Source organism: Brevibacterium sp. (assembly GCF_022712115.1).
GTDB classification, from domain to species: domain Bacteria; phylum Actinomycetota; class Actinomycetes; order Actinomycetales; family Brevibacteriaceae; genus Brevibacterium; species Brevibacterium salitolerans.
Genome location: NZ_JALAHB010000212.1, coordinates 1 through 19,485, shown reverse-complemented (window position 1 = coordinate 19,485; position 19,485 = coordinate 1). Strand labels below are relative to the sequence as shown.

Below are 19,485 nucleotides of genomic sequence, written 5' to 3'. Positions count from 1 at the left end.
GGGCTGGGCGGCGGATCTGCGCCAGGCACAGAGATTCACACACGACGAGGTACGTTGTCAACAGCACCGGGCAGGCGGTGGGGAGGTGCCCGGGCCGCAGCGCTCGTGCAGCACGCCGGGAGACGTCCCCCGGGCAGGAGGGAGAACCGTGACCGACCTGAACCGCTACCTGGAGGCCCTCCTCGTCGCCAATGATCCGACTCAGGCGATGCAGGCGGCGGTGCACCAGGTGCGCAGGACGTTCGGCTGCGACGTCTCGTGGACGGGGCTGGTCGAGGACGGCTGCCTGCGCATGGGGACGGCCTCCGGGCTGCGCACGCCGGAGATGTCCGCGGTGTGGCGGCTGGAGGTCGGCTCCGGCATCGGCGGCCGCGCCGCCCTCCTCGGCCGCCCGCACAAGAGCAGCGACTACCAGCACGACGCGCGGCGCGTGCCCGCCAAGCGCGTCATCGACAACGAAGGCATCGTCACCGTGCTGGTGGTGCCCCTTCTCTCCGCGGACCGCACGCTGGGCGTGCTCTACGCGGCGTGCCGCCGGCCGCGAGCATGGGCGGACGAGGACGTCGGGCAGCTGGAGACGATCGGCCGCTACCTCGCGGTGCGGCTGGAACAGCTGGACGTCGACGGTCGCGCGGAGGCAGAGGCGCGCAGCCATCGCGAACGAGCCGATGCCGCCTCCGCCGCGCTGCGCTCGGCCGCCGATCTGGCGCACGGCCTCATGGGAGCCGATCGGATCGAGGAGGCCGTCCAGACAGCCTCGACCGCCCTAGACGTGCGGATCGAGCTCCGGGACGAGGGCGGCCGCCTGCTCCACTCCGGCGGACGGCAGGGAGGCCGCACCCTGCTGTCCGGCGAGCTGGAGCCTGGGGGCAGCCTCCGGCTCGCCCTCCTCTCCGCGGACGCCCACCGGTCCGCGGACGAACCCGCCCTGCGCCTGGCGTACGAGGTGCTCCGCTCCCAGCTGCTGCGCCTCGGCGAGCGCGAACGGACGACGGAGCGCCTCCGCGGGGATCTGTTCGACCAGCTCGTCACCGGCAGGCTGGCGGACGGCGAAGGTCTCGTCCGGCGGCTCGCGCTCATCGGCATGAGCGGGCTCGCACGGGGCGCGCGGGTCCTGGTGGCGGGGAGCCGCGGGCCGGGCGGCCAGGTCTCGGCCCGCTTCGCCGAGGAGTTCCGCACCACGTTCACCCGCAGCCTGCTGCAGCGGCGCGGCGACCGCCTCGCAGCACTGGTCGAGCTCCCCACGGCACCGGAGGGCAGGACGCGACAGCAGCTCGCGGAGCTGCTCGCACGCGAGCGCCTCCGGTCGCCGGGGGCCGGCGCGGTGATCGGGATCGGCCGTGCGTGCGGAGGTCTGGGCGACATCTCCATGTCCTACGACGAGGCGCGCGCCGCCTGCGAGGTGGGGCTGAGCGGGGACCACCACTCCGAGGACGGGGTGGTGAGCGCGCGGAACCTCGGCCTGCAGGGGCTCGCCAGTCTGCCGCTCGCACAGCTGGAGACCACCGTCGCAGACACCCTCGGACCGCTGCGCGAACTCGACGAGCAGCGCGGCACCCAGCACCTCGCCACGGCGCGCGCCTACCTGGGCAACGACCGGCATCTGCCCAGGACCGCGGCCGAGCTGCGGGTGCACTACAACACGGTGCGCAACCGGGTCGCCCAGATCGAGCGACTGCTGGGGGTCGATTTCGACGACGTGGACGACCGCTTCCGCATAGAGACCGCTCTGCGCATGGAATCGGTGGTGCGGGCGCTCTCGCACCGCCCCGCCGGGACTGTCATGCCGTGACACCCAAATGCTGCAAGTCTGGCACGCCATGCCCTGGGAAGGCGTGCAACAGTACGACACTCTGACTTCTCCAGTGGCCTCGGCGACGAGGATCTCGAAGAAGAGGAGGGACGGATGACGGCACTCGAGGTGACGAGGGAGCTCGTGTTCCCCGCGTTGGAGAGGCACGGGTCTCGCCCCGCCGTCGTCGCCGACGGCGTCACGTGGAGCTACGACGAACTCCGCGAGTCCGCGCTGCGCCTGGCCTCCGTGCTCATGGACGCGGGAGTCCGCGCCGGGGATCCGGTCGCGATCGTGCGGGAGAACAGCGCCCGGTACCTGATCGCCGATCTCGCGATCATCGCCGTCGGCGGCGCCAAGGTGCCGGTGAACATGATGCTCTCCGACGAGGAGGTCGCCCACATCCTCCACGACTCCCGGGCGAAGGTCGTCCTCGCCTCGGAGACCAGGCTGCGCGCCGTCGAGCGTGCGCGGGGCCTCGGCGCGGACCCGGTCCTTCTCACGGACGCGCAGCTGCCCGCCGGGGTCACCCAGGAGCCCGGCACCGGCGAGGACGTTCCGACACTGGCCGACCTGCCTCCGGTCGAGGCCGGGGACCGCGCTCTGATCATGTACACGGGAGGGACCACCGGCCGGCCCAAGGGAGTCGTGCATCATCAGCGCGGAGTCACCGCGAATCTCCTCTCCCACGTGATCGAGACGGAGATCGCCGCGCAGGACAGGCTGCTCCTCACCTCGCCGCTGCCGCACAGCGCGGGCGTCCTCGCGCAGACGGGCCTGCTGCAGGGCGCGGTCATCCACGTCGAGGCGGGCTTCGACCTGGACCTCGTGCTGGAGAGGATCGAGAAGGACCGGGTGAGCTACCTGTTCATGGTGCCCACCATGATCTACCGGATGCTCGACGAGGTCGCGGCCCGCCCGGCGTTCGACTCGAGCTCGCTCCGCACCGTCCTCTACGGGGCCTCGCCCATCACGGAGGCACGGCTGCGCCAGGGTCTCGACCTGTTCGGACCGGTGTTCATGCAGCTCTTCGGCCAGACCGAGGCGCCCAACTTCCTCACGCGCCTGCGCCGCGAGGACCACTCGGCGGACCGGTCCCCCGCGCGTCTGAGAAGCTGCGGGCAGAGCGTCCTCATGGCGCAGATCCGCACCGTGCGCAGCGACGGCTCGGACTGCGCGCCGGGCGAGGTGGGCGAGGTCCTCGGCCGCGCCCCCTACGTGATGGAGGAGTACCTGGGGAAGCCCGAGGCGACTGCCGCGGCGCTGCGCGACGGCTGGCTCTGCACGGGCGACCTGGGGTACCTGGACGAGGAGGGCTATCTCTTCCTGGTCGACCGCAAGAAGGACATGATCATCACCGGCGGCCTGAACGTCTATGCCGGCGAGGTGGAGCAGGCCCTCGCGAGCCTGGACGACGTCAAGGAAGCCGCCGTCGTGGGCGTCCCCCACCCGGACTGGGGCGAGGCCGTGGTCGCCTTCGTCGTGCCCGCGACGCCCGACGCCACGGAGGAGAGGATCGCCCGGGCGGCCCGCGCACTTCTCTCCGGCTACAAGCGTCCCAAAGAGGTGGTGCTCCGCGAGGAGCTGCCCGTCACGGCAGTGGGCAAGGTGGACAAGAAGCAGCTCCGCCTGCACACGGACGGCTAGAGAGGCGCATGCGGCCCGGCCCGCTGCTCGTCCGCCGCCACGACTCACGCATCATTCCGACGACACCATACAGAGGAACACTCATGTCACAGGAGACAGGCGCTGCGCAGAAGCAGCGCTTCATGGACCGGTATCTCGCGTGGTTCCTGCGCTGGATGCCGGATTCCTTCGTCATCTGCCTCGCGCTCACGCTCATCGTCGGGCTGCTGGCATTCTTCCTCACGGGCACGCCCGTGTGGTCCCCCGACCAGGAGACGACCTCGCTCGTCTCCGCATGGACCGGCTCCTTCTGGGACCTGCTCGCCTTCACCATGCAGATGACCGTGCTGCTGGCCACGGGCAACGCCGTCGCCACCTCGCCGCCGGCCAAGCTGCTGCTCTCCCGGATCGCGAGCCTCCCCCGGACCCGCGCCCAGATGATCGTCCTGGGCAGCGTGGTCGCGGCGGCACTGGGCTTCATCCACTGGGGCCTGGGGATGATGGGCGGCATCGTCATGGGCAAGGAGCTGCTCGCCCAGGCGAAGCGCAAGGGGATCAGGATGCATGCGCCCATCCTCGTGGCCACCCTCTTCATGGCTCTGCTGCCCGGCTCCGCGGGCATGTCCGGTGCCGCGGTCCTCTACGCGGCCACACCCGATTACCTGCGCGACCTCGTGCCGGACACCCACACCGAGGCGACTCCGGTCTCCGTGCCCCTCACGGACTCCGTGCTCCGCCTGGACTACGGCCTCCTCCTCGTGGTGTGCCTGTTCATCGGCATCGTCTTCATGCTGCTCATGCATCCCAAGGACCCCGCCAAGATGAAGCAGGTGGACCCGGCCGTGCTCGAATCCGCGGAGTCCGACACCGCCGTCGAGCGGACCACTCCCGCGCAGAAGGCGAATGCGAGCCGCTGGATCATGTACGTAATCGGCGGTGTGGGGCTGGTGTACAGCGTCCTGCACATCGCCTCCGTGGGTGCCGCAGGGCTCGACCTCAACTCCTACAACTTCCTCTTCCTCGCGCTGGGGATGGTCCTGTGCGCGAACTGGGGGCCGGAGTACTACGCCGGACTGGTGCGCGAGGGCATCGCGGGCACCTGGGGATTCATCCTCCAGTTCCCGTTCTACGCGGGCATCTTCGGACTGATCAGCGCCACCGGCCTGGGCGTGGTCATCTCGCACGCATTCACGGCGATCTCGACGGCGACGACCTGGCCGGTGATCGCGTTCCTGTACTCCGGGCTCCTGAACATCGCGGTGCCCTCCGGCGGGTCCAAGTTCGTCATCGAGGCCCCGTACATCATCCCCACGACCCTGGACCTCGACGCGGATCTGGGACTGATCATGCAGGCGTACCAGATGGGCGACGGCGTCACGAACCTCATCATCCCGTTCTTCGCACTGCCGTACCTGGCCAACTACAAGCTCAAGTTCAGCGAGGTGGTGGGATACACCGTGCCGCCGGTCCTCCTCATGCTGGCGGTCGTGTGCCTGTACCTCTTCGGCATGGCCGCGCTCCTGTAGGCCGGCTCAGCTCTCCGGGATCTCGATGGTGCCGTCCTCGCGCGCGGGCATGCCGGGCGCGTAGGCCGCCTCCCACAGGTGACCGTCGGGATCCGCGAAGTAGCCGGAGTAGCCGCCCCAGTCCGCGCGGGTCGCGGGCTTCACCAGCCGGGCGCCTGCGGCGACCGCTTCCGCGAGCGCGTCGTCGACCTCGTCCTCGCTCGCGAAGTTCAGCGCCAGCGTCACACCGCGGTACGCGGGTGCGGGCGTGCTCTCCAGCCCCGCGTCCGCGGCGAGCGCATCATGGCCGAACAGGCCGATCCATGTGCCCGCCGTACGGAACCAGGTGATGCCCAGGGACTCGTCGCCGCGCTGCGTCCAGCCGAGGCGGCGGTAGAACGCTGCGGACGCGCTCACGTCCGCGACTCCCAGGGTGACGATGGAGAAGTGAGCGGGGACGGGCATGGGGGTCTCCTCTGCGGCTGAGGTGGTGCGGCGCTGACGGGCACGGCGCTGACGCCGGGCACCGCACCTCACGCCCTCAGTATGTGGGACGGACCCGCAGCGGCACAGCCCCTGACGAGCGTGAACCCTCAGCCCGCTTCCGGACGGCAGAGCAGCGAGACCGGATCGACGGCCCGGAGCCCCGGGTCCACCTCCTTGACCGCCCGCAGCAGCGCCTCACTGCGCTCCTCTCCCAGGCAGTCCCCCGTGAGCTCCCGGAACTTGTCGTCGGAGAACTCCTGGGTCATGGGATTGGGTGCCGAACCCACGGAATCCTCGACGAACACATGCTCTGAGCTGCCGTCGCGGAACGTCAGGGTGATGTCGCCGACCATCTTGGTGGGATACCGCTCCGTGAGCCGGGGATCGGCCTCGATGCGCACCCGGTTCGCCATCGCGGCGATCTCGCCGCCCTCGCCGAGGTCCAGCTCGCCATTCATGTACGCGTTGTGGGTGGCGTATCCGTTCCCCCCTGCCCAGCACGGACAGCGCGAACTGGAAGGGCAGGCTGTACTGCAGCTGCTCGATCCGCGTGGGGTTGTAGGCATTCGCGTTCCGATTGCCGATCACCACGTCGCCGCTGGGCTGGATGCGGAGATCGACCCGCTCGATCTGCTCCGCCCGGTCCGCGAAGCCGCGCGCGCCGTCGATGAATGCATGGTTGTACGCGCAGCAGCAGTACGGCTTGAAGAGCGGGTTCGCGATCTCGAACGGCTTGTCGAGGGAGAAACGCGCAGCCTCCGCATCAGGCACCTCGCGGCCCACATAGGTGAGGAAGAATCCCTTCCCGCCGGTGAGGAAGGCCGTGGGTCCGGTGAGCCCGCCGGCGGCCATGCCTGCGGCGAGCATGCCGTTGCGCGTGCCGATGCCGGCATGGACGCGCTTGATCGAGCCGCCGGAGGACGTGCACTCGGTCGCGCCCGAGGCATGGCTGTAGGCGATCGCCAGCGCGTGGATCGTGGTCTCGAGGTCGAAGCCGCGCATCTTCGCCACGACGGCGGCCGCACCGAAGTTCGAGAGGATCGCATGCGGGTGGAAGCCGCGCGAGAGGATGTCCGGAGCAGCCAGCGTGCCGATCCTGGTGTAGACCTCGTAGCCTGCGACCATGTCTTCGAGCACCTGGCTCATGTCGGCATCGAGCTCCTCGCCCAGGGCGAGCGCAGCGGGGATGACGCAGCTGCCCGGGTGGCTCAGGCTGGGCGCGTGCGCATCGTCGTACTCGAACCCGTGGCCGTAGGCGCCGTTGACGAACGCGGCGTCCGCGGCATCCATCCTGTCGCCGGTGAGCGCCGTCCGGGAGCTCCCCGGCACGTGCCGGTTCCGCGCGACCTCCAGGACAGCCCGGCTCCAGGGCAGGGTGGAGCTTCCCACCTGCAGGCCCAGCTGATCCTGGAGAAGCCTCCGGGCGCCTTCGAGCGCCTCCGGCGAGAGGACGTCGTACGTGAGGTCGACCACCAAGCGGGCGACGGCCTCTTCCACTGGGGGAAGCTTTTCCATGTGCTGCCTCTGCCTCATCGATGGGCCGCCTTCTGCAGCCTCTTCCTCGGGACCGGTCCGGCACTGCGGATGCAGGCGAACGTCGGCGCTCCCGCGGCGTCGCCGGACCGTCACGCAGATGCGAATGACTCACCTCACAATATGGAATATATTTGAAGGATGTCAATGGCGGATGCATGCCGCGTCGCAGACGGCTCGGTGGCGGAGCTCCGGCCGGCAGGTCACCTGGAAACCGCGCCTCACCGCAGGCCGCGCGCCTCACCACCGGCTCCGCGCCTCACCGCCCCCGTGCCGTGGCGATGAACGCCTCCGCCTTCTCCGTCTCCGGCTTCGTCGCGAGGCTGACGACGAGGTAGGCCACGAGGCTCAGCGCCAGGCCGGTGAGGATGCGCGCCGGCCCGTCGTTCCAGAAGTGCGGCAGCGGCGCGCCGAACTCGATCGCGAAGCCGTAGAGGATGAACGCGCCGCCGGCGAGGATCGAGGCGATGGCGCCGGGCGTGTTGCCGCGCTTCCAGAAGAACCCGAACACCATGGGCCAGAAGAGGCCTGCGGTGATGAGCTCGGAGGCGAGTTCGAGCACATCGAGCGCGCTGGGCAGCTGCACGGCCACGACCATGCCGAGGACGGCGGCCGCGACCGTCGCCACCCGGCCGGTGCGCACCGTCTGCTTCTGGGTGGCGTCCTTCAGCGCGTACTTCACGGTGAGCTCCGTGATGTAGAGGCTCGCGACGTTGAAGGTCGTGCAGATGGTGGACATGATCGCCGCCGCGATGCCCACGAAGACGAGTGTGGTGAGCCACGGCGGCATGTGGCCGGCGGCGAGCGTGGAGACGATGCCGCCCTCCGGGACCTCACCGAAGACGCCCAGGGAGGCGATGCCCGTGATGACGACGAAGAAGTACAGGGGGACGAAGCCGATGAGCGCCGTCACCGCCGTCCAGCGCGCCGCCCTGGGCGTGGGCGCGGCCTGGATGCGCTGCCAGGCCGCACCGTCGATCATGAACGCCAAGCCGAAGGAGATGATGAACGAGAGGTTGAGCTGGATGCCCTGGAACAGGTTGAAGTAGCCGGGTTCGCGGGTCTCCGCGGCGATCGCGGCGACGTTGTCCCAGCCGCCGGACAGGGCGAGCGCCACGCACATCGTGACGACGAGCCCGGCCAGGAGCAGCAGGAACTGGAAGACCTCCGTGTAGACGACTGCACGGAAGCCTCCCACCAGGGCGTACACCACGCAGACCGCCACGGCGATGAGGACGGCGGTGAAGTAGGAGATGTCGAAGAACGACTCGAAGAAGTGGCCGATCGCCACCATCTGGGACGCGCCCCACATGATGAGGTAGAGCGTGAGGACGACGGAGAGCAGATTGCCTGTCGCGGCGTTGTACCGGCTGGCGAGGATCCCGTTCTGGCTCATGGCGCCCGTGCGGCGGATGAGCGGCGCGAACGCGATGAGGGCGATGACCGCGATGACGGTGGGCCCGCCCAGGATCCACCAGGACGACATGCCGTCCGCATAGGCGGAGTCCACGCTGATGAGCGCGGAGTTGCCGCCGTACCAGGTGGCGATGAATGCGAAGCCGAGCATCCACGCCGGAGTCTTCCGCCCCGCGAGGAAGAAGTCCTCACCGGACTTGGTGCGCTGCCGCACGAAGGACAGCGCGAGGAGCGCGACGAAGTACACGGCGAGACCGCCGATGAGCCACACGTGCAGCATGAGGATGTCTCCTGGGACAGGGCCGGCGCGGAACCGGGACGAGGGTGCCGCAGGTCACTCTTGCAGGCGAGGGCGCCGGTCTCCAACAATCGTTCTCGCGATGCAGGATCGGCCTCGCGGCGGGCGCGCACTCGTGCTGTCATGGAGCGATGGACACCCAGACGCCCGCGCGCACCTCCGAGGCCCTCGACCGGGACCTCCTCGAGCGCGCAGGGTTCCGCCCCGTGCGGGTCACCCGGGCGGAGCCCGTCGCCGAGGCCGTGCTCGCCCTCACCCTCGACAGCCGGCAGCCGTTCGCCCCGGGAGCGCACCTCGAGGTGGCGGTGCCCGCTCCGGCTCCGGCTCCGGCTCCGGCTCCGGGGGCAGGCATGGCGCCCTCCCCCGCTGCCGGATCTGAGGCCGGTTCGCCGCCTGAGGCGCCCGCAGCCGAACCCCTCATCCGCCACTACTCCCTGTGCTCGGATCCCACGGGTGCGACGCCGTGGCAGATCGCGGTGCTGCGGCACGAGGACGGGGACGGCGGTTCGGAGTGGATCCACTCGCACGTCCAGGCCGGCGATGAGCTCTTCGTGCGCGCCCCGCGCGCCTCGTTCCACTTCCGTGCCGCACTGCCGGCCCTCTTCATCGCCGGCGGCGTGGGCATCACGCCGCTGCGGTCCATGCTCACGTTCGCTCACGGGCTGGGTCTGGACTGGCGGCTGCTCTACATCGGACGCTCCGAGGCCTCAATGGCGTTCGCCCGCGAGCTCGAAGCGGAGTTCGGCGCCGAGCACGTCGAGGTGTGGGCGACGGCCCAGCGAGGCGGCAGGCCGGACCTCGCCGCCGCGGCAGAGGAATGGCTGGCCGCGCATCCCACCGCGGTCGTCTACACGTGCGGTCCCACGGCGCTCATGGATGCGGTGACGAGCGGGCTGAGCGCTCTGCCTCACCGGGTGGAGCGCGAGGACTTCGATCCGGAGAGTGCTGAAGCGGCCTCGGGCGCGGGTGCAGGCACCCCCACGACGGTGGGTCCGCCGTTCACCGTCGAGCTCGCCGACGGCAGCGAGGTGGCGGTGGAGCGGAACGAGTCGATCCTGGAGGCGTTCTCCCGGGCCGGCATCCGCTCGCTCTCGAGCTGCCGGCGCGGCACCTGCGGCACGTGCGAGACCCGGATCCTCTGCGGCGAGGCCGACCACCGCGATGCGGTGCTCTCCCCCGAGGAGCAGGCGGAGCAGTCCTCGATGATGGTGTGCGTGTCACGGGCGGCCGGCGAGCGCATCACGCTCGACGTGCAGCGGTAGCGGACCGGCGCCTCGGGCACCGTCAGCTCAGCCCAGGCCGGTCACCCCACGGTCAGCCGCAGCGGCACCTTCTCGAACGAGCGCAGCGTCGTGTGGATGTACGGCGTGGGCGGGGCGGTGGGCTCGAACGCGCTCACGCGGCGGACGAACTCCGCGAAGAAGGCGTCCATCTCCATGCGGCTGATGGGCTGACCCACGCACATGTGGATGCCGAGGCCGAAGGTGAGGTGGCCGGAGGCGTCACGGTCGAGGTCGTACCTGTCCGCATCCGGCCCCCACTTCTCGGGATCCCGGTTGGCGGCGCCGGGGAAGACGATGAGCTTGACGCCCTCGGGCAGCGTGATGCCGCCGATCTCCACCTCGCGCGAGGTCTTGCGGAAGAACGACTGGAAGGGCGCCTCAATGCGAAAGGCCTCGTCGATGGCGTACTTCACGAGGCGGGGGTCGCGGCGCAGGCGGGCGTACTGCTCAGGCTCCTGCGACAGCGCGACGAGGGTGTTCGCGATGGCGAGGATGGTGGTGTCGAGGCCGGCGGAGAGCATGGCGCGGACGAGCAGGGTGGCCTCCTCGGGGAGGATGTCGCCGGAGTCCGCATAGTCCCAGATCAGGGAGCCGAGGCCGCCGGGGGCCAGATGGGAGCGCTCGCAGGCGTTCATCACCCATTCCATGACGCCGTCCGCCGCGTCCATGTGGTGCTGCGCGACCTCATTCATGGGCCCGAAGCGGGAGAAGTTCATGGCGCCCTGCAGGACGAGGTACGGGTCGCGTCCCTCGCGCGGCACCCCCACGGCGTCGCCGAAGACGCGGAGGGTGAAGCGCTTGGCGAGTTCGAAGGCGTCGAGCTCGACGGTGCGGGGAGCAGTCTGGCGCGCGCCGGCATCCGCGCCCGAGGCCGGCGCACCGCCCACTGCGCCCTCCGCACCCAGGACCTCGTCGAAGAGCTCGCGCGCATAGTCCTCGAAGCCCTGGCGCAGGGGCCGGAGGCGGGCCGGGGAGATGACGGCGGACATCGCCGAGCGCATGCGGGTGTGGATGGGCGGGTCCACCTCGAGGATGCCGGGGCGCCACCAGGTGGGCGCGTCCTTCGCGAAGTCCACCGGGCCCACGCCGGCGCCGCTGATGAAGGTCTGCCAGTCGTCGAGGATCGCGCGGACCTCGGCATCGCGGCCGAAGGCGTGCACCCCGTGCTTCTCCAGCCACACCACCGGACCGGCCTCCCGCAGGCGGGCGAGGAAGGGATAGGGGTCGGCGAGCACCTCGGGCGCGTAGGGGTCGTCCTGCAGCACCGGGCACGTGCCGGAGATCGTGGAGGTTCCGTCTGCCATTGCTGTCCCGCTTCCTTGCCGTCGTCTCCGCAGTCTTCACTGCCGTCTTCCCTGACGTGGCACCCAATCTATGCCGCCGTCCCCGGCACCGCGAGGCGCGTCTCACAGCGCGTGCAACCATGGGTCCATGCCCTCGGACTTCACGCTCGTGCAGCTGCGGTACTTCCAGGCAGTCGCCCGCTGCGAGAACATGACGGCCGCAGCCGCGGAGCTCAGCGTGTCCCAGTCCGCGGTCTCCACGGCCATGGCCCAGCTGGAGAGGGCGCTGAGGGTGGAGCTGTTCCTCCGCCTCCCCAACCGGTCCATCGTGCTCTCTCCCGCCGGCCGGCGCCTCGCCGCAGAGGTGGACGAGTTCCTGGACGGCGCCGAGGCCCTCACCGAATTCGCGCACGGCCTCGCCCACTCGCTCTCGGGGCGGCTCCGGGTGGGCGTCTTCGCGCCCATCGCGCCCACCTTCCTGCCCGCGCTGCACCAGGAGTTCATGCGTAGGCATCCCGCTGTCGACCTGACCTATCTGGAGGCGGATCTCAGCGGCGTGCAGAGTGCTCTGACGGCGGGCGAGTGCGATGCGGCTCTCCTGTACACCCTGGGGCTGAACAGCACCTTCGATCGTTCGGTGTTCAGCGCGGTCCCTCCGCACGTCCTCGTCCCCGCCGATCATCCACGGGCGGGGACGAGCGCGCATCTCCACGACTTCGCGGACGAGCCGTACATCGAGCTTGGCATGCCGCATTCGCGGCAGTACTACGAGCACCTCTTCCGTCTCGCCGGCGTGGTCCCGCGCACGCAGCACGTCTTCGAGGGCTATGAGACCGTCCGTGCCTTCGTGGCCCAGGGGCACGGGTACTCCGTGCTCAACCAGCGCATTCCGGCCATGACGTACGCCGGAGCCGAGGTCGCCACCGTCACCCTGCTCGACGACTTCCCGTCCATCGACATCGCGGTGGCCTGGCCGCGCGGCGCGACGCTCAACCGGCGGGCGCGCGTGTTCCGCGATCTCTGCCACGAGATGTTCGGGTAGGGGCGTTCGGGCAGGGAGCAGAGACAAGGCCCAGGTCCCGCCGCTCATCAGGAAAACCGATGAGGCTGTTGAGAACAATGTGTTTGACGTATGTGACGCGCCTGACAGACGGTGAATGGACGAGAACGGCGGCCCCACACAGCGGCCCCGCTGCAGGAAGGCGCAGGCATCGTGACATCCGATGGATCCACCCACTCGCACATCGCATCGACCGACCGGGAGTTCCTCACCGATTTCCATGAGGTCGCGAAGATCGGCGCGACGCCTGCCGGCGGGGTCGAGCGGCAGGCGGCCACCCCGGAGGACGGACTGACCCGGCAGTGGTTCACCGCGTGGGCACGCTCCCGTGGCTGGGAGGTCCGCGTCGACGGGATCGGGAACCAGTTCGCCTGCTGGGAGTGCGTTCCCGGCGCGCCCTACGTCCTCGTGGGATCGCATCTCGACTCACAGCCGCTGGGCGGCAGGTTCGACGGTGCCTACGGGGTCATCGCCGCACTGCACGCGGCGCAGCGCGTCCGGCAGGCGGTCGAGGAGGGTGCGCGGAAGCCCGTGCACAACCTCGCCGTCGTCAACTGGTTCAACGAGGAGGGCGGCCGCTTCGCCCCCTCCGTCATGGGCAGCTCCGTCTACGCCGGTCTGTTCGACCGGGAGGAGATGCTGCAGGTGCGGGATCTGGAGGGCATCGCGGTCGCCGAGGCGCTGGCCGCGATCGACCAGCTCGGCACGGACACCCCGCCCACGGCTGCAGCCTATGCGGAGATCCACATCGAGCAGGGCCGCATCCTGGAGCGCGAGGCGCGGGACATCGGCGTGGTCGAGTCCAGCTGGTACACCCAGAAGCTCGACATCGAGGTGCTGGGAGAGCAGTCGCACACCGGTGCCACTGCGATGGCGGACAGGCACGATGCGCTCGTCGCCGCGGCCAAGGTGGTGCTGCGCGTGCACGCCGTCACGCAGAACTTCGAGGAGGAGGCGATGGTCTCCTCCGTGGGTCAGCACGTGGTCGAGCCCAATTCGCCCATCGTCGTCCCGCGCCGCGTGCACATGGTCGCGGATCTCCGTTCCTCCTCGCCGGAGATCGTGCAGCGAGCGCGGGAGATCCTGCTGGGAGAGATCCAGGAGATCGCCCGCGAGCACGACCTCACCATCGATGTGAACGATTTCGACATCCGGGAGAAGCGGTACTTCCCCGCCGAGGGCGTGGAGCTCGCGGAGAAGGCCGCTGCCAACGAGGGACTGAGCAGCCGGCGCATCGAGACGATGGCCGGCCACGACTCCGTGTCGATGAACACCGTGGTGCCCTCCATCATGCTCTTCGTCCCCAGCGTGGACGGCGTCTCCCACTGCGAGCGCGAGTTCACGACGGACGAGGACATGGTCAGGGGCCTCGGCGTCCTCACGGCCGTCGCCGGTGAGCTGGTGAGCGGGGAGCTCGCGCCCGAGGCCCCTTGGTCCGGGAAGTCCTGAGGGGCCGGCGATGCGTCTCAGCGGCAGGAGATCCACCCATTCCGCACCCGGCTCCGCTTGCGGTGGCGGTTCGGACCACGAGGGCGGCGCCTCCGGCTCCGGCCCCCGCTCGAACTCCGGTCACCCGGGCAGCGCATTATGAGCGACACGCGCGCGCAGAGCCGCTCCCGCGCTCTCCGCCTGCGGCTCCTCCCGGTGCTCGGCGCTGCCGTGGCCGTGACCGTGCTGCTCAACATGGCGCTGCACCGACTCGCTGAGCATGCCCCCGCGGCGCCGGGAGATGAGACCGCCTCGGGCTTCCTCCCCTGGCTGGACCGGTTCCTCGGCGATATGACGGAGGCGCAGTTCTACGGGTCCGCCCTGGCCGGTGCCGCGATGCTCGCCGGCGCGGCCCTCGCCCACGCTCTGGCCGTGCGGAGAAGCCGCGCCCGCGGATTCGACATCTCCTACGGCACGGGGCTCTGGCCCTGGGTGCTCGTCTCCGCCCTCACCGCTCTGCTGCTGTCCCATCTCCTCTGGTCGTGGACGCTCGAGTTCAGCGCATGGCAGCCGATATTCGTCCCCTTCGTCTCCGTGGCCCCCGCCATCGTGCTGATCTACGGCAGGGGGTGGGCCACCGCCGTCACCGCGGCGGTTCTCGCCGCCCTCCTCACCACCCCCGTGGCCCTCGTCCTCGTCGATTTCGTGCTCGTGCCGGCGGGGCTGCCCGTGGTCATCGGGAATGTCGCCTCGATGTGGGCGGGCGCGCTCATCGCCTTCGCCCTATGCCGCGCACTCCCCTGGATGCGCCTGCCCGAGGCGACCGAGGCCGCTGAGCTGTCCGAGGCGGCCGGGGGCGAAGACGTCTCCCCCGCCACGACCTCTGCCTCCTCCCCGGCTGTTCCCGAGAGTGACGACAGAGTCAGGTCGAACCTGCGCGCCGAGGTGCCCGCTGAGGAGGAGGCGCAGTCCGTCCGCCCTCTCTGGCTGCCCCGCAGAGCTCTCGCGGACTTCACGGAGCCGCAGTTCTACGGGAACGAATGGGCCTCGCTGGGGATGATCGCCGGTGTGCTGCTCGCCTGGTTCCTCGGCGGAGCCGGGCAGGGACCTCTCGGACTCGTCCCCGACATCCTCACCGCGCAGCTGCTGACGGCGCTGCTCGCCGTGTGGATCTGCGCCGGGCAGTGGCAGTCGCAGGGCTGGTACCCCACATTCGTGCCGATCGTCTCCTTCGTCCCCGCCGCTGTCATCGAGTTCGGAGGAGGCTGGGCGGTCATCGTCTCGGCAAGCGTCCTCGGCGCGCTCACCGGGCCGTACATCGGAAGGGCGATCGCCCGGAGGCTCCCGGCGGACTTCCACCCCTTCATCGGAAGCGTGATGTCGATGACGATCATCACGCTGGCGGGAGTGCCGCTCCTCCGGCTCGTCCTGTGACCAGACCTGCGACCCGATCAGTGACCCCATCCGGAATCGACTCATCGCACCTATCGCACGGAACCTGAGGAAAGAGGCGATCATGACCAGTGCAGAAGACCAGTCCCGCACAGGGAACCAGTCCGGCACGCACAGCCAGCCCAGCACGGCCGAGGAGCTCCTGGCGGCGGGACGGATAGCGCCCGCGGCACAGGCGCTCAGAGACGGGGAAGTGACATCGACCGATCTCGCCCGGGCCTCGCTGGCCGCGGCAGAGCGCATGAACGGGGAGCTGCGGGCGCTGGCGCACGTCTTCGCCGAGGACGCCCTCGCACAGGCCGCCGCCTCGGACGCGCGCTTCCGAGAGGGAACCGCGCGCGGGCTCCTGGACGGCATTCCCGTGGCTGTCAAGGAGAACTTCGCGATGGAGGGGAAGCCGTGGGAGTGCGGTTCCGCCGTCCTCGCCCAGAACCGGGCGGATCACAATGCCACGGCCGTGGACGCGCTCCTGTCCCAGGGGGCGGTCGTGATCGGATCGGCGACCATGGACGAGTTCGCGCTGACCACGATTGGCCCGGCCCGCACTCCGCTCGCGCCGGAGCGGACGGCGGGCGGCTCCAGCGGCGGATCCGGTTCCGCCGTGGCCTCGGGCATGGTGTTCGCGGCATTGGGCTCTGACACCGGGGGCAGCGTGCGCATCCCCGCGGCGGCGTGCGGCATCGCGGGACTCAAGCCCTCGATGGACCTCATCCCCACGGCGGGCGTGACGACGCTGGCGTGGTCCCTCGACCACGTGGGACCCCTGGCACGGACGTCGGAGGACCTGCGCATCGTGGTCTCCGCGCTGACGGCGGGAAGCCTGCAGGAGGGCGGGGATCGCTCTTCCGCCGCACCGGGCGATGCGGATCTGCCGGGCAGTGATGCGACTCTGCAGGGAGTGCGCCTCGGCGTGCCGTCGGCGGAGTTCCTCGCGGTGTGCACGGAGACGGTGCGCGAGGACTTCCAGCGCTCGCTTGCCGCGGCCGAGGCCGCCGGTGCCGTCCTCGTGCCTGTCGAACTGCCGCTGCCCGGCGAGATCGGTGCGGTGCACTGGCCGATCCTGGCAGCCGAGATGTACGCGTACCACGCTGCGCGCTTCGGCACGGAGGAGGCGCGCTACCGCCCCGCCCTCCGGGACTCGCTCCGGGACGCCGCGCAGATCTCGCGGGAGGACTACCTGAATGCGCGACGTCGCCGCGATGCACTGCGGCGCAGGGTGGACGCGGTGCTGGAAGACGTCGACGTCATCGCGCTGCCCACTCTCGTGACCCTGCCGCCGTTGGCCGGTGAGACGGTCATCAGCACGCCGGAGCCGGAGGACGCGACGACCGTCCTCGTCCGGCTGACGTCACTGGCGAATCACACGGGGCACCCGGCGCTCTCGGTGCGGCCGGGGCTGTTTCCCGACGACCACATCTTCGGTCTTCAGCTCGTCGGCGCGTTCATGGACGACAAGGGGGTGCTGGGCTGCGGGAGCGCCTTCGAGGCGCTCGGCCGGTGAGTGATGCACCAGCCGACTGACCGCGGGCAGAACCGGGAAGCCGGCGCGAATCCACCGACTTCCGCACACGCGGCATGCAGCACGCAAAGTCAGCACGCAGCGCGCAGCGCACAGAGAGGAAACCATGCAGTTCCGCACCAGGAGACCCAGAACCGCCAGGCACTGGCTGGCCATCGCAGTCGTGGTGGTCACGATGCTGCTCGGCCTGTGGCCCGCCATCGTCCTCTTCGACACCGAGCAGCTGATCTTCGGCCTGCCCGCACTCGTCACGTGGTCGGTGATCGTCACCGTGCTGACCTCGGTCGCAATGGTCGTCGTCAACGGCCTCGGAGTCCACGGCACGGACGAGGTGCCCGAGCCTCCAGAACCCGGCGATGACGCCCGCGCATCTGAAGCCGCGAGCGGCGCTCACAGGAGGGAGGAGTCATGACCCAGTACATTCCCCTGCTCCTCACCGCCTCGTACCTGGTCATCGCCGTGCTCATCGGCGTACGCGCCGGCCGCGGGCACAATATGTCCACCGTGCAGGGCTGGGGCGCGGGCGACCGCAGCCTCAACGCCTTCGTCGTCTACCTGCTCATCGGCGCGGGCATGGTGAGCGCCTACACCTTTCTGGGCTCGCCCGGCTGGGCCTACTCCCGGGGCGTCCCCGCGATGTACGTCATCGTCTACATCTCGTTCATGGCGTTCGTCGCGTGGTACATCGGACCGAAGGTCTGGGATCTGGGGTACCGGTACGGGCACGTGACGCAGTCGGCAGCGATCACGGATCGCTACGAGTCGCCTCTGCTGGGCGGGATCGCGGCTGCAGGCGTCTCCATCGCCGGTCTCGCATACGCGGTCCTGCAGACGATCGGCTCCGCGTACATCCTCAACGTCATGAGCTTCGGGCTCATCCCCACGTGGATGGGCGTCCTCCTGGTCCTCGGCGTCATCGCGATCTACCTCTACCGCAGCGGCCTGCGGGCCATCGGGATGACGAATGCGCTGCAGGGCGTGCTCATGTTCGTCACGGCGTGGGTCGTGGGCCTGTGGGCGATCAACCACACCACCGGCGGCTTCAATGCACGGCCCATCTTCGAGCGTCTGCAGGAGGACCTGCCGCAGTTCCTCACCCTGCCAGGGAACCTGGGCGACATGAACTACGCGTTCTGGACCACCTCGATCCTCATCTCCGTCTTCTCCATCTGGCAGTCGCACTGGGTCTCGTGGATGGGAGCGGCCTCGCCTGCGGGGCTGCGCAAGGCCTCATCGTTCATCCCGCTGTACTTCATCATGCTCATCCCGATGATCGTCGTGGGGTTCATCGGCATCTTCGAGTACCCGGACATCGCGAACCCCGACCACGTGGCGGTCCAGTTCGCCGTGGACAACATGCCGGTGCTGCTCGCTGGTCTGCTGGGTGCCGGCACGCTGGCGGCCTCGATGTCGTCGAGCGAGCCGCAGATCCACGCGACGGCGCTCACCTACAGCAAGGACATTATCCAGCCGCTGTTCAAGCTCAGCGACGAGAGGACCGGCCGGCTCACGCGTTGGCTCATCTTCCCGATCATGGCGCTCATCATCGCGCCGATCTCCATCGCGGAGCCGGCGAGCCTCGTCTACATCCTGCTGATCGGCTACGGATTCTCCGGCCAGGCGATGCCCATCATGGTGGGGATCTTCTTCTGGCCGCGGGCCAGCAAATGGGGAGCCATCGTGGGGCTGGTGGCCGGGCTCCTCGTCACGGTGCTGTTCTCGTTCTTCATCGTCCACCCGCTGGGCATCCACGCCGGCATCTGGGGGCTGATGGTGAACATCCCCCTGTTCGTCATCGTGTCCCTGCTCACGAGGCCGAGCTCGGACCGCGCGCTGGCGCGGTACTTCGAGCGGAAGGAAGCCGCCGCCGAGGCGTGATCAGGGAGTGAGACCGAGGCGCCCTGCCGCGGCCTCGGCGACAGGCGGCATTCATTGCCGCGGAAAGGATTCACATGACAGCGCAGCAGCAGTCCGCCCACACGATCTTCACCGGCGGCGAGGTGCTCACCGTCGATGCACACGACTCAGTCGCTGAGGCGGTGTCTGTCCGGAACGGCCTGATAGAGGCGGTCGGCACCTCGGCGGAGATCGAGACGCTGGCGGGCCCGGAGACCAGACGGGTGGACCTCGCCGGACGGACACTCATGCCCGGGTTCATCGATGCCCACGCTCACCTCACGATGGTGGGATCGAATCTCACCTCTGTGTCCTGCAAGGATCCGTCCGTGCGTTCGGTAGGCGATCTGCTGGGGCAGCTGCGGACCAAGGCTGACTCCTTGCCTGCTGGGGCGTGGGTGCGGGCGTGGGGGTTCAACGAGACGGTCATTGCGGAGGGCCGCTACCCCACGCGGGCGGAACTCGACGGTGTGACCACCGAGCACCCGCTCATCGTCGTGCGGGCGTGCGGGCATATCTCGGCGGTGAACTCGCGGGCGCTGGAACTTGCGGGGATAGATGCGGCCACGCCCGATCCGGTGGGCGGGCGGATCTCCCACGACGACTCTGGTGAACCGGATGGAGTGCTCATCGAGAGCGCGCACATGCGCATGTTCTCCACTGCGGTACTCAGCGATGCCGAACTGGATGCGAGCAACGAGGCAGGGTCGGAGCTGTTCGCCCGGCACGGGGTCACCTCGATCCACGATGCGACGGGCCAGGGGTTCAGCCATCTGCGCGGACTGCAGCGGGCAGTGGCCACCGGGCTCGTGAAACAGCGGATCTATGCGGTGGTGGGCGGCCTCGGCGATTCGCTGGGGATCGTCCGGGACACGATGCGGGTGGGGATCTTCTCGGGGCTGGGTGAT

General features: G+C 69.6%; 15 protein-coding genes and 1 pseudogene. 11 read left to right on the top strand and 5 right to left on the bottom strand.

The window, feature by feature from the left end; all coding sequences use genetic code 11:
• Positions 1-148: 148 nt before the first annotated feature.
• The 3 genes from Q0A33_RS12325 (at position 149) to Q0A33_RS12315 (ending at position 4,944) form a co-directional block, all read left to right on the top strand.
• Positions 149-1,792: a helix-turn-helix domain-containing protein gene (locus Q0A33_RS12325; RefSeq protein WP_291797083.1), complete on the top strand. Its 1,644-nt coding sequence runs from the start codon at positions 149-151 to the stop codon at positions 1,790-1,792.
• Between the two features lie 114 nt (positions 1,793-1,906).
• Positions 1,907-3,439: an AMP-binding protein gene (locus Q0A33_RS12320; protein WP_291797081.1), complete on the top strand. Its 1,533-nt coding sequence runs from the start codon at positions 1,907-1,909 to the stop codon at positions 3,437-3,439.
• Between the two features lie 83 nt (positions 3,440-3,522).
• Entirely contained in the window at positions 3,523-4,944 is a 1,422-nt protein-coding gene (locus tag Q0A33_RS12315) for a TIGR00366 family protein (RefSeq protein WP_291797079.1), read from the top strand.
• A 6-nt stretch (positions 4,945-4,950) separates the two neighbouring features.
• On the opposite strand, the gene Q0A33_RS12310 is transcribed toward Q0A33_RS12315, so the two are convergent.
• The 4 genes and pseudogenes from Q0A33_RS12310 to Q0A33_RS12300 form a co-directional block, all read right to left on the bottom strand.
• The gene (locus Q0A33_RS12310; RefSeq protein WP_291797076.1) at positions 4,951-5,388 is read right to left on the bottom strand and encodes a VOC family protein; all 438 of its coding nucleotides are present in this window, start codon (positions 5,386-5,388) and stop codon (positions 4,951-4,953) included.
• 128 nt (positions 5,389-5,516) lie between these two features.
• Complete coding sequence (locus Q0A33_RS16610) at positions 5,517-5,822, bottom strand: hypothetical protein (protein WP_363316599.1); 306 nt, start codon at positions 5,820-5,822, stop codon at positions 5,517-5,519.
• Between the two features lie 370 nt (positions 5,823-6,192).
• Positions 6,193-6,924, bottom strand: a pseudogene (locus Q0A33_RS16605) (MmgE/PrpD family protein); the annotation flags it as partial.
• Positions 6,925-7,201: 277 nt separating this feature from the next.
• The gene (locus tag Q0A33_RS12300) at positions 7,202-8,638 is read right to left on the bottom strand and encodes a sodium:solute symporter family protein (RefSeq protein ID WP_291797070.1); all 1,437 of its coding nucleotides are present in this window, start codon (positions 8,636-8,638) and stop codon (positions 7,202-7,204) included.
• Between the two features lie 149 nt (positions 8,639-8,787).
• Between Q0A33_RS12300 and Q0A33_RS12295 the strand changes: the two genes are divergently transcribed.
• Positions 8,788-9,918 (top strand): PDR/VanB family oxidoreductase, encoded by a 1,131-nt coding sequence (locus Q0A33_RS12295; protein WP_291797067.1) that lies wholly within the window; start codon positions 8,788-8,790, stop codon positions 9,916-9,918.
• A gap of 41 nt (positions 9,919-9,959) precedes the next feature.
• Here the strand turns inward: Q0A33_RS12295 and Q0A33_RS12290 are convergent, their stop codons facing one another.
• Positions 9,960-11,243: a cytochrome P450 gene (locus tag Q0A33_RS12290; RefSeq protein ID WP_291797064.1), complete on the bottom strand. Its 1,284-nt coding sequence runs from the start codon at positions 11,241-11,243 to the stop codon at positions 9,960-9,962.
• Positions 11,244-11,370: 127 nt separating this feature from the next.
• Here Q0A33_RS12290 and Q0A33_RS12285 point away from each other — a divergent pair, with 127 nt between their 5' ends.
• The 7 genes from Q0A33_RS12285 to Q0A33_RS12255 all read left to right on the top strand — a co-directional run.
• Positions 11,371-12,264: a LysR family transcriptional regulator gene (locus Q0A33_RS12285; RefSeq protein ID WP_291797061.1), complete on the top strand. Its 894-nt coding sequence runs from the start codon at positions 11,371-11,373 to the stop codon at positions 12,262-12,264.
• A gap of 171 nt (positions 12,265-12,435) precedes the next feature.
• On the top strand, positions 12,436-13,731 hold the full coding sequence (locus Q0A33_RS12280) for a M20 family metallo-hydrolase (RefSeq protein ID WP_291797059.1): 1,296 nt from the start codon (positions 12,436-12,438) through the stop codon (positions 13,729-13,731).
• Positions 13,732-13,869: 138 nt separating this feature from the next.
• Positions 13,870-15,144: a hypothetical protein gene (locus Q0A33_RS12275; RefSeq protein WP_291797055.1), complete on the top strand. Its 1,275-nt coding sequence runs from the start codon at positions 13,870-13,872 to the stop codon at positions 15,142-15,144.
• Positions 15,145-15,226: 82 nt separating this feature from the next.
• Complete coding sequence (locus Q0A33_RS12270; protein ID WP_291797053.1) at positions 15,227-16,663, top strand: amidase; 1,437 nt, start codon at positions 15,227-15,229, stop codon at positions 16,661-16,663.
• Positions 16,664-16,787: 124 nt separating this feature from the next.
• Positions 16,788-17,093: a hypothetical protein gene (locus tag Q0A33_RS12265; RefSeq protein WP_291797051.1), complete on the top strand. Its 306-nt coding sequence runs from the start codon at positions 16,788-16,790 to the stop codon at positions 17,091-17,093.
• The gene (locus tag Q0A33_RS12260) at positions 17,090-18,559 is read left to right on the top strand and encodes a sodium:solute symporter family protein (protein ID WP_291797048.1); all 1,470 of its coding nucleotides are present in this window, start codon (positions 17,090-17,092) and stop codon (positions 18,557-18,559) included. Before Q0A33_RS12265 ends, Q0A33_RS12260 begins: the two co-directional genes overlap by 4 nt.
• A gap of 74 nt (positions 18,560-18,633) precedes the next feature.
• Positions 18,634-19,485 (top strand): amidohydrolase family protein (locus Q0A33_RS12255; protein WP_291797044.1); only part of this gene is annotated, 852 nt, incomplete at its 3' end.

What these genes read in the sequence shown, in the direction of transcription:
- Q0A33_RS12295 (WP_291797067.1), top strand. Translation starts at nt 8,788, where the DNA reads ATGGACACCCAGACGCCCGCGCGCACCTCCGAGGCCCTCGACCGGGAC.
- Q0A33_RS12285 (WP_291797061.1), top strand. Translation starts at nt 11,371, where the DNA reads ATGCCCTCGGACTTCACGCTCGTGCAGCTGCGGTACTTCCAGGCAGTC.
- Q0A33_RS12265 (WP_291797051.1), top strand. Translation starts at nt 16,788, where the DNA reads ATGCAGTTCCGCACCAGGAGACCCAGAACCGCCAGGCACTGGCTGGCC.
- Q0A33_RS12260 (WP_291797048.1), top strand. Translation starts at nt 17,090, where the DNA reads ATGACCCAGTACATTCCCCTGCTCCTCACCGCCTCGTACCTGGTCATC.
- Q0A33_RS12275 (WP_291797055.1), top strand. Translation starts at nt 13,870, where the DNA reads ATGAGCGACACGCGCGCGCAGAGCCGCTCCCGCGCTCTCCGCCTGCGG.
- Q0A33_RS12300 (WP_291797070.1), bottom strand. Translation starts at nt 8,638, where the DNA reads ATGCTGCACGTGTGGCTCATCGGCGGTCTCGCCGTGTACTTCGTCGCG.
- Q0A33_RS12290 (WP_291797064.1), bottom strand. Translation starts at nt 11,243, where the DNA reads ATGGCAGACGGAACCTCCACGATCTCCGGCACGTGCCCGGTGCTGCAG.
- Q0A33_RS12270 (WP_291797053.1), top strand. Translation starts at nt 15,227, where the DNA reads ATGACCAGTGCAGAAGACCAGTCCCGCACAGGGAACCAGTCCGGCACG.
- Q0A33_RS12320 (WP_291797081.1), top strand. Translation starts at nt 1,907, where the DNA reads ATGACGGCACTCGAGGTGACGAGGGAGCTCGTGTTCCCCGCGTTGGAG.
- Q0A33_RS16610 (WP_363316599.1), bottom strand. Translation starts at nt 5,822, where the DNA reads ATGGCGAACCGGGTGCGCATCGAGGCCGATCCCCGGCTCACGGAGCGG.
- Q0A33_RS12310 (WP_291797076.1), bottom strand. Translation starts at nt 5,388, where the DNA reads ATGCCCGTCCCCGCTCACTTCTCCATCGTCACCCTGGGAGTCGCGGAC.
- Q0A33_RS12315 (WP_291797079.1), top strand. Translation starts at nt 3,523, where the DNA reads ATGTCACAGGAGACAGGCGCTGCGCAGAAGCAGCGCTTCATGGACCGG.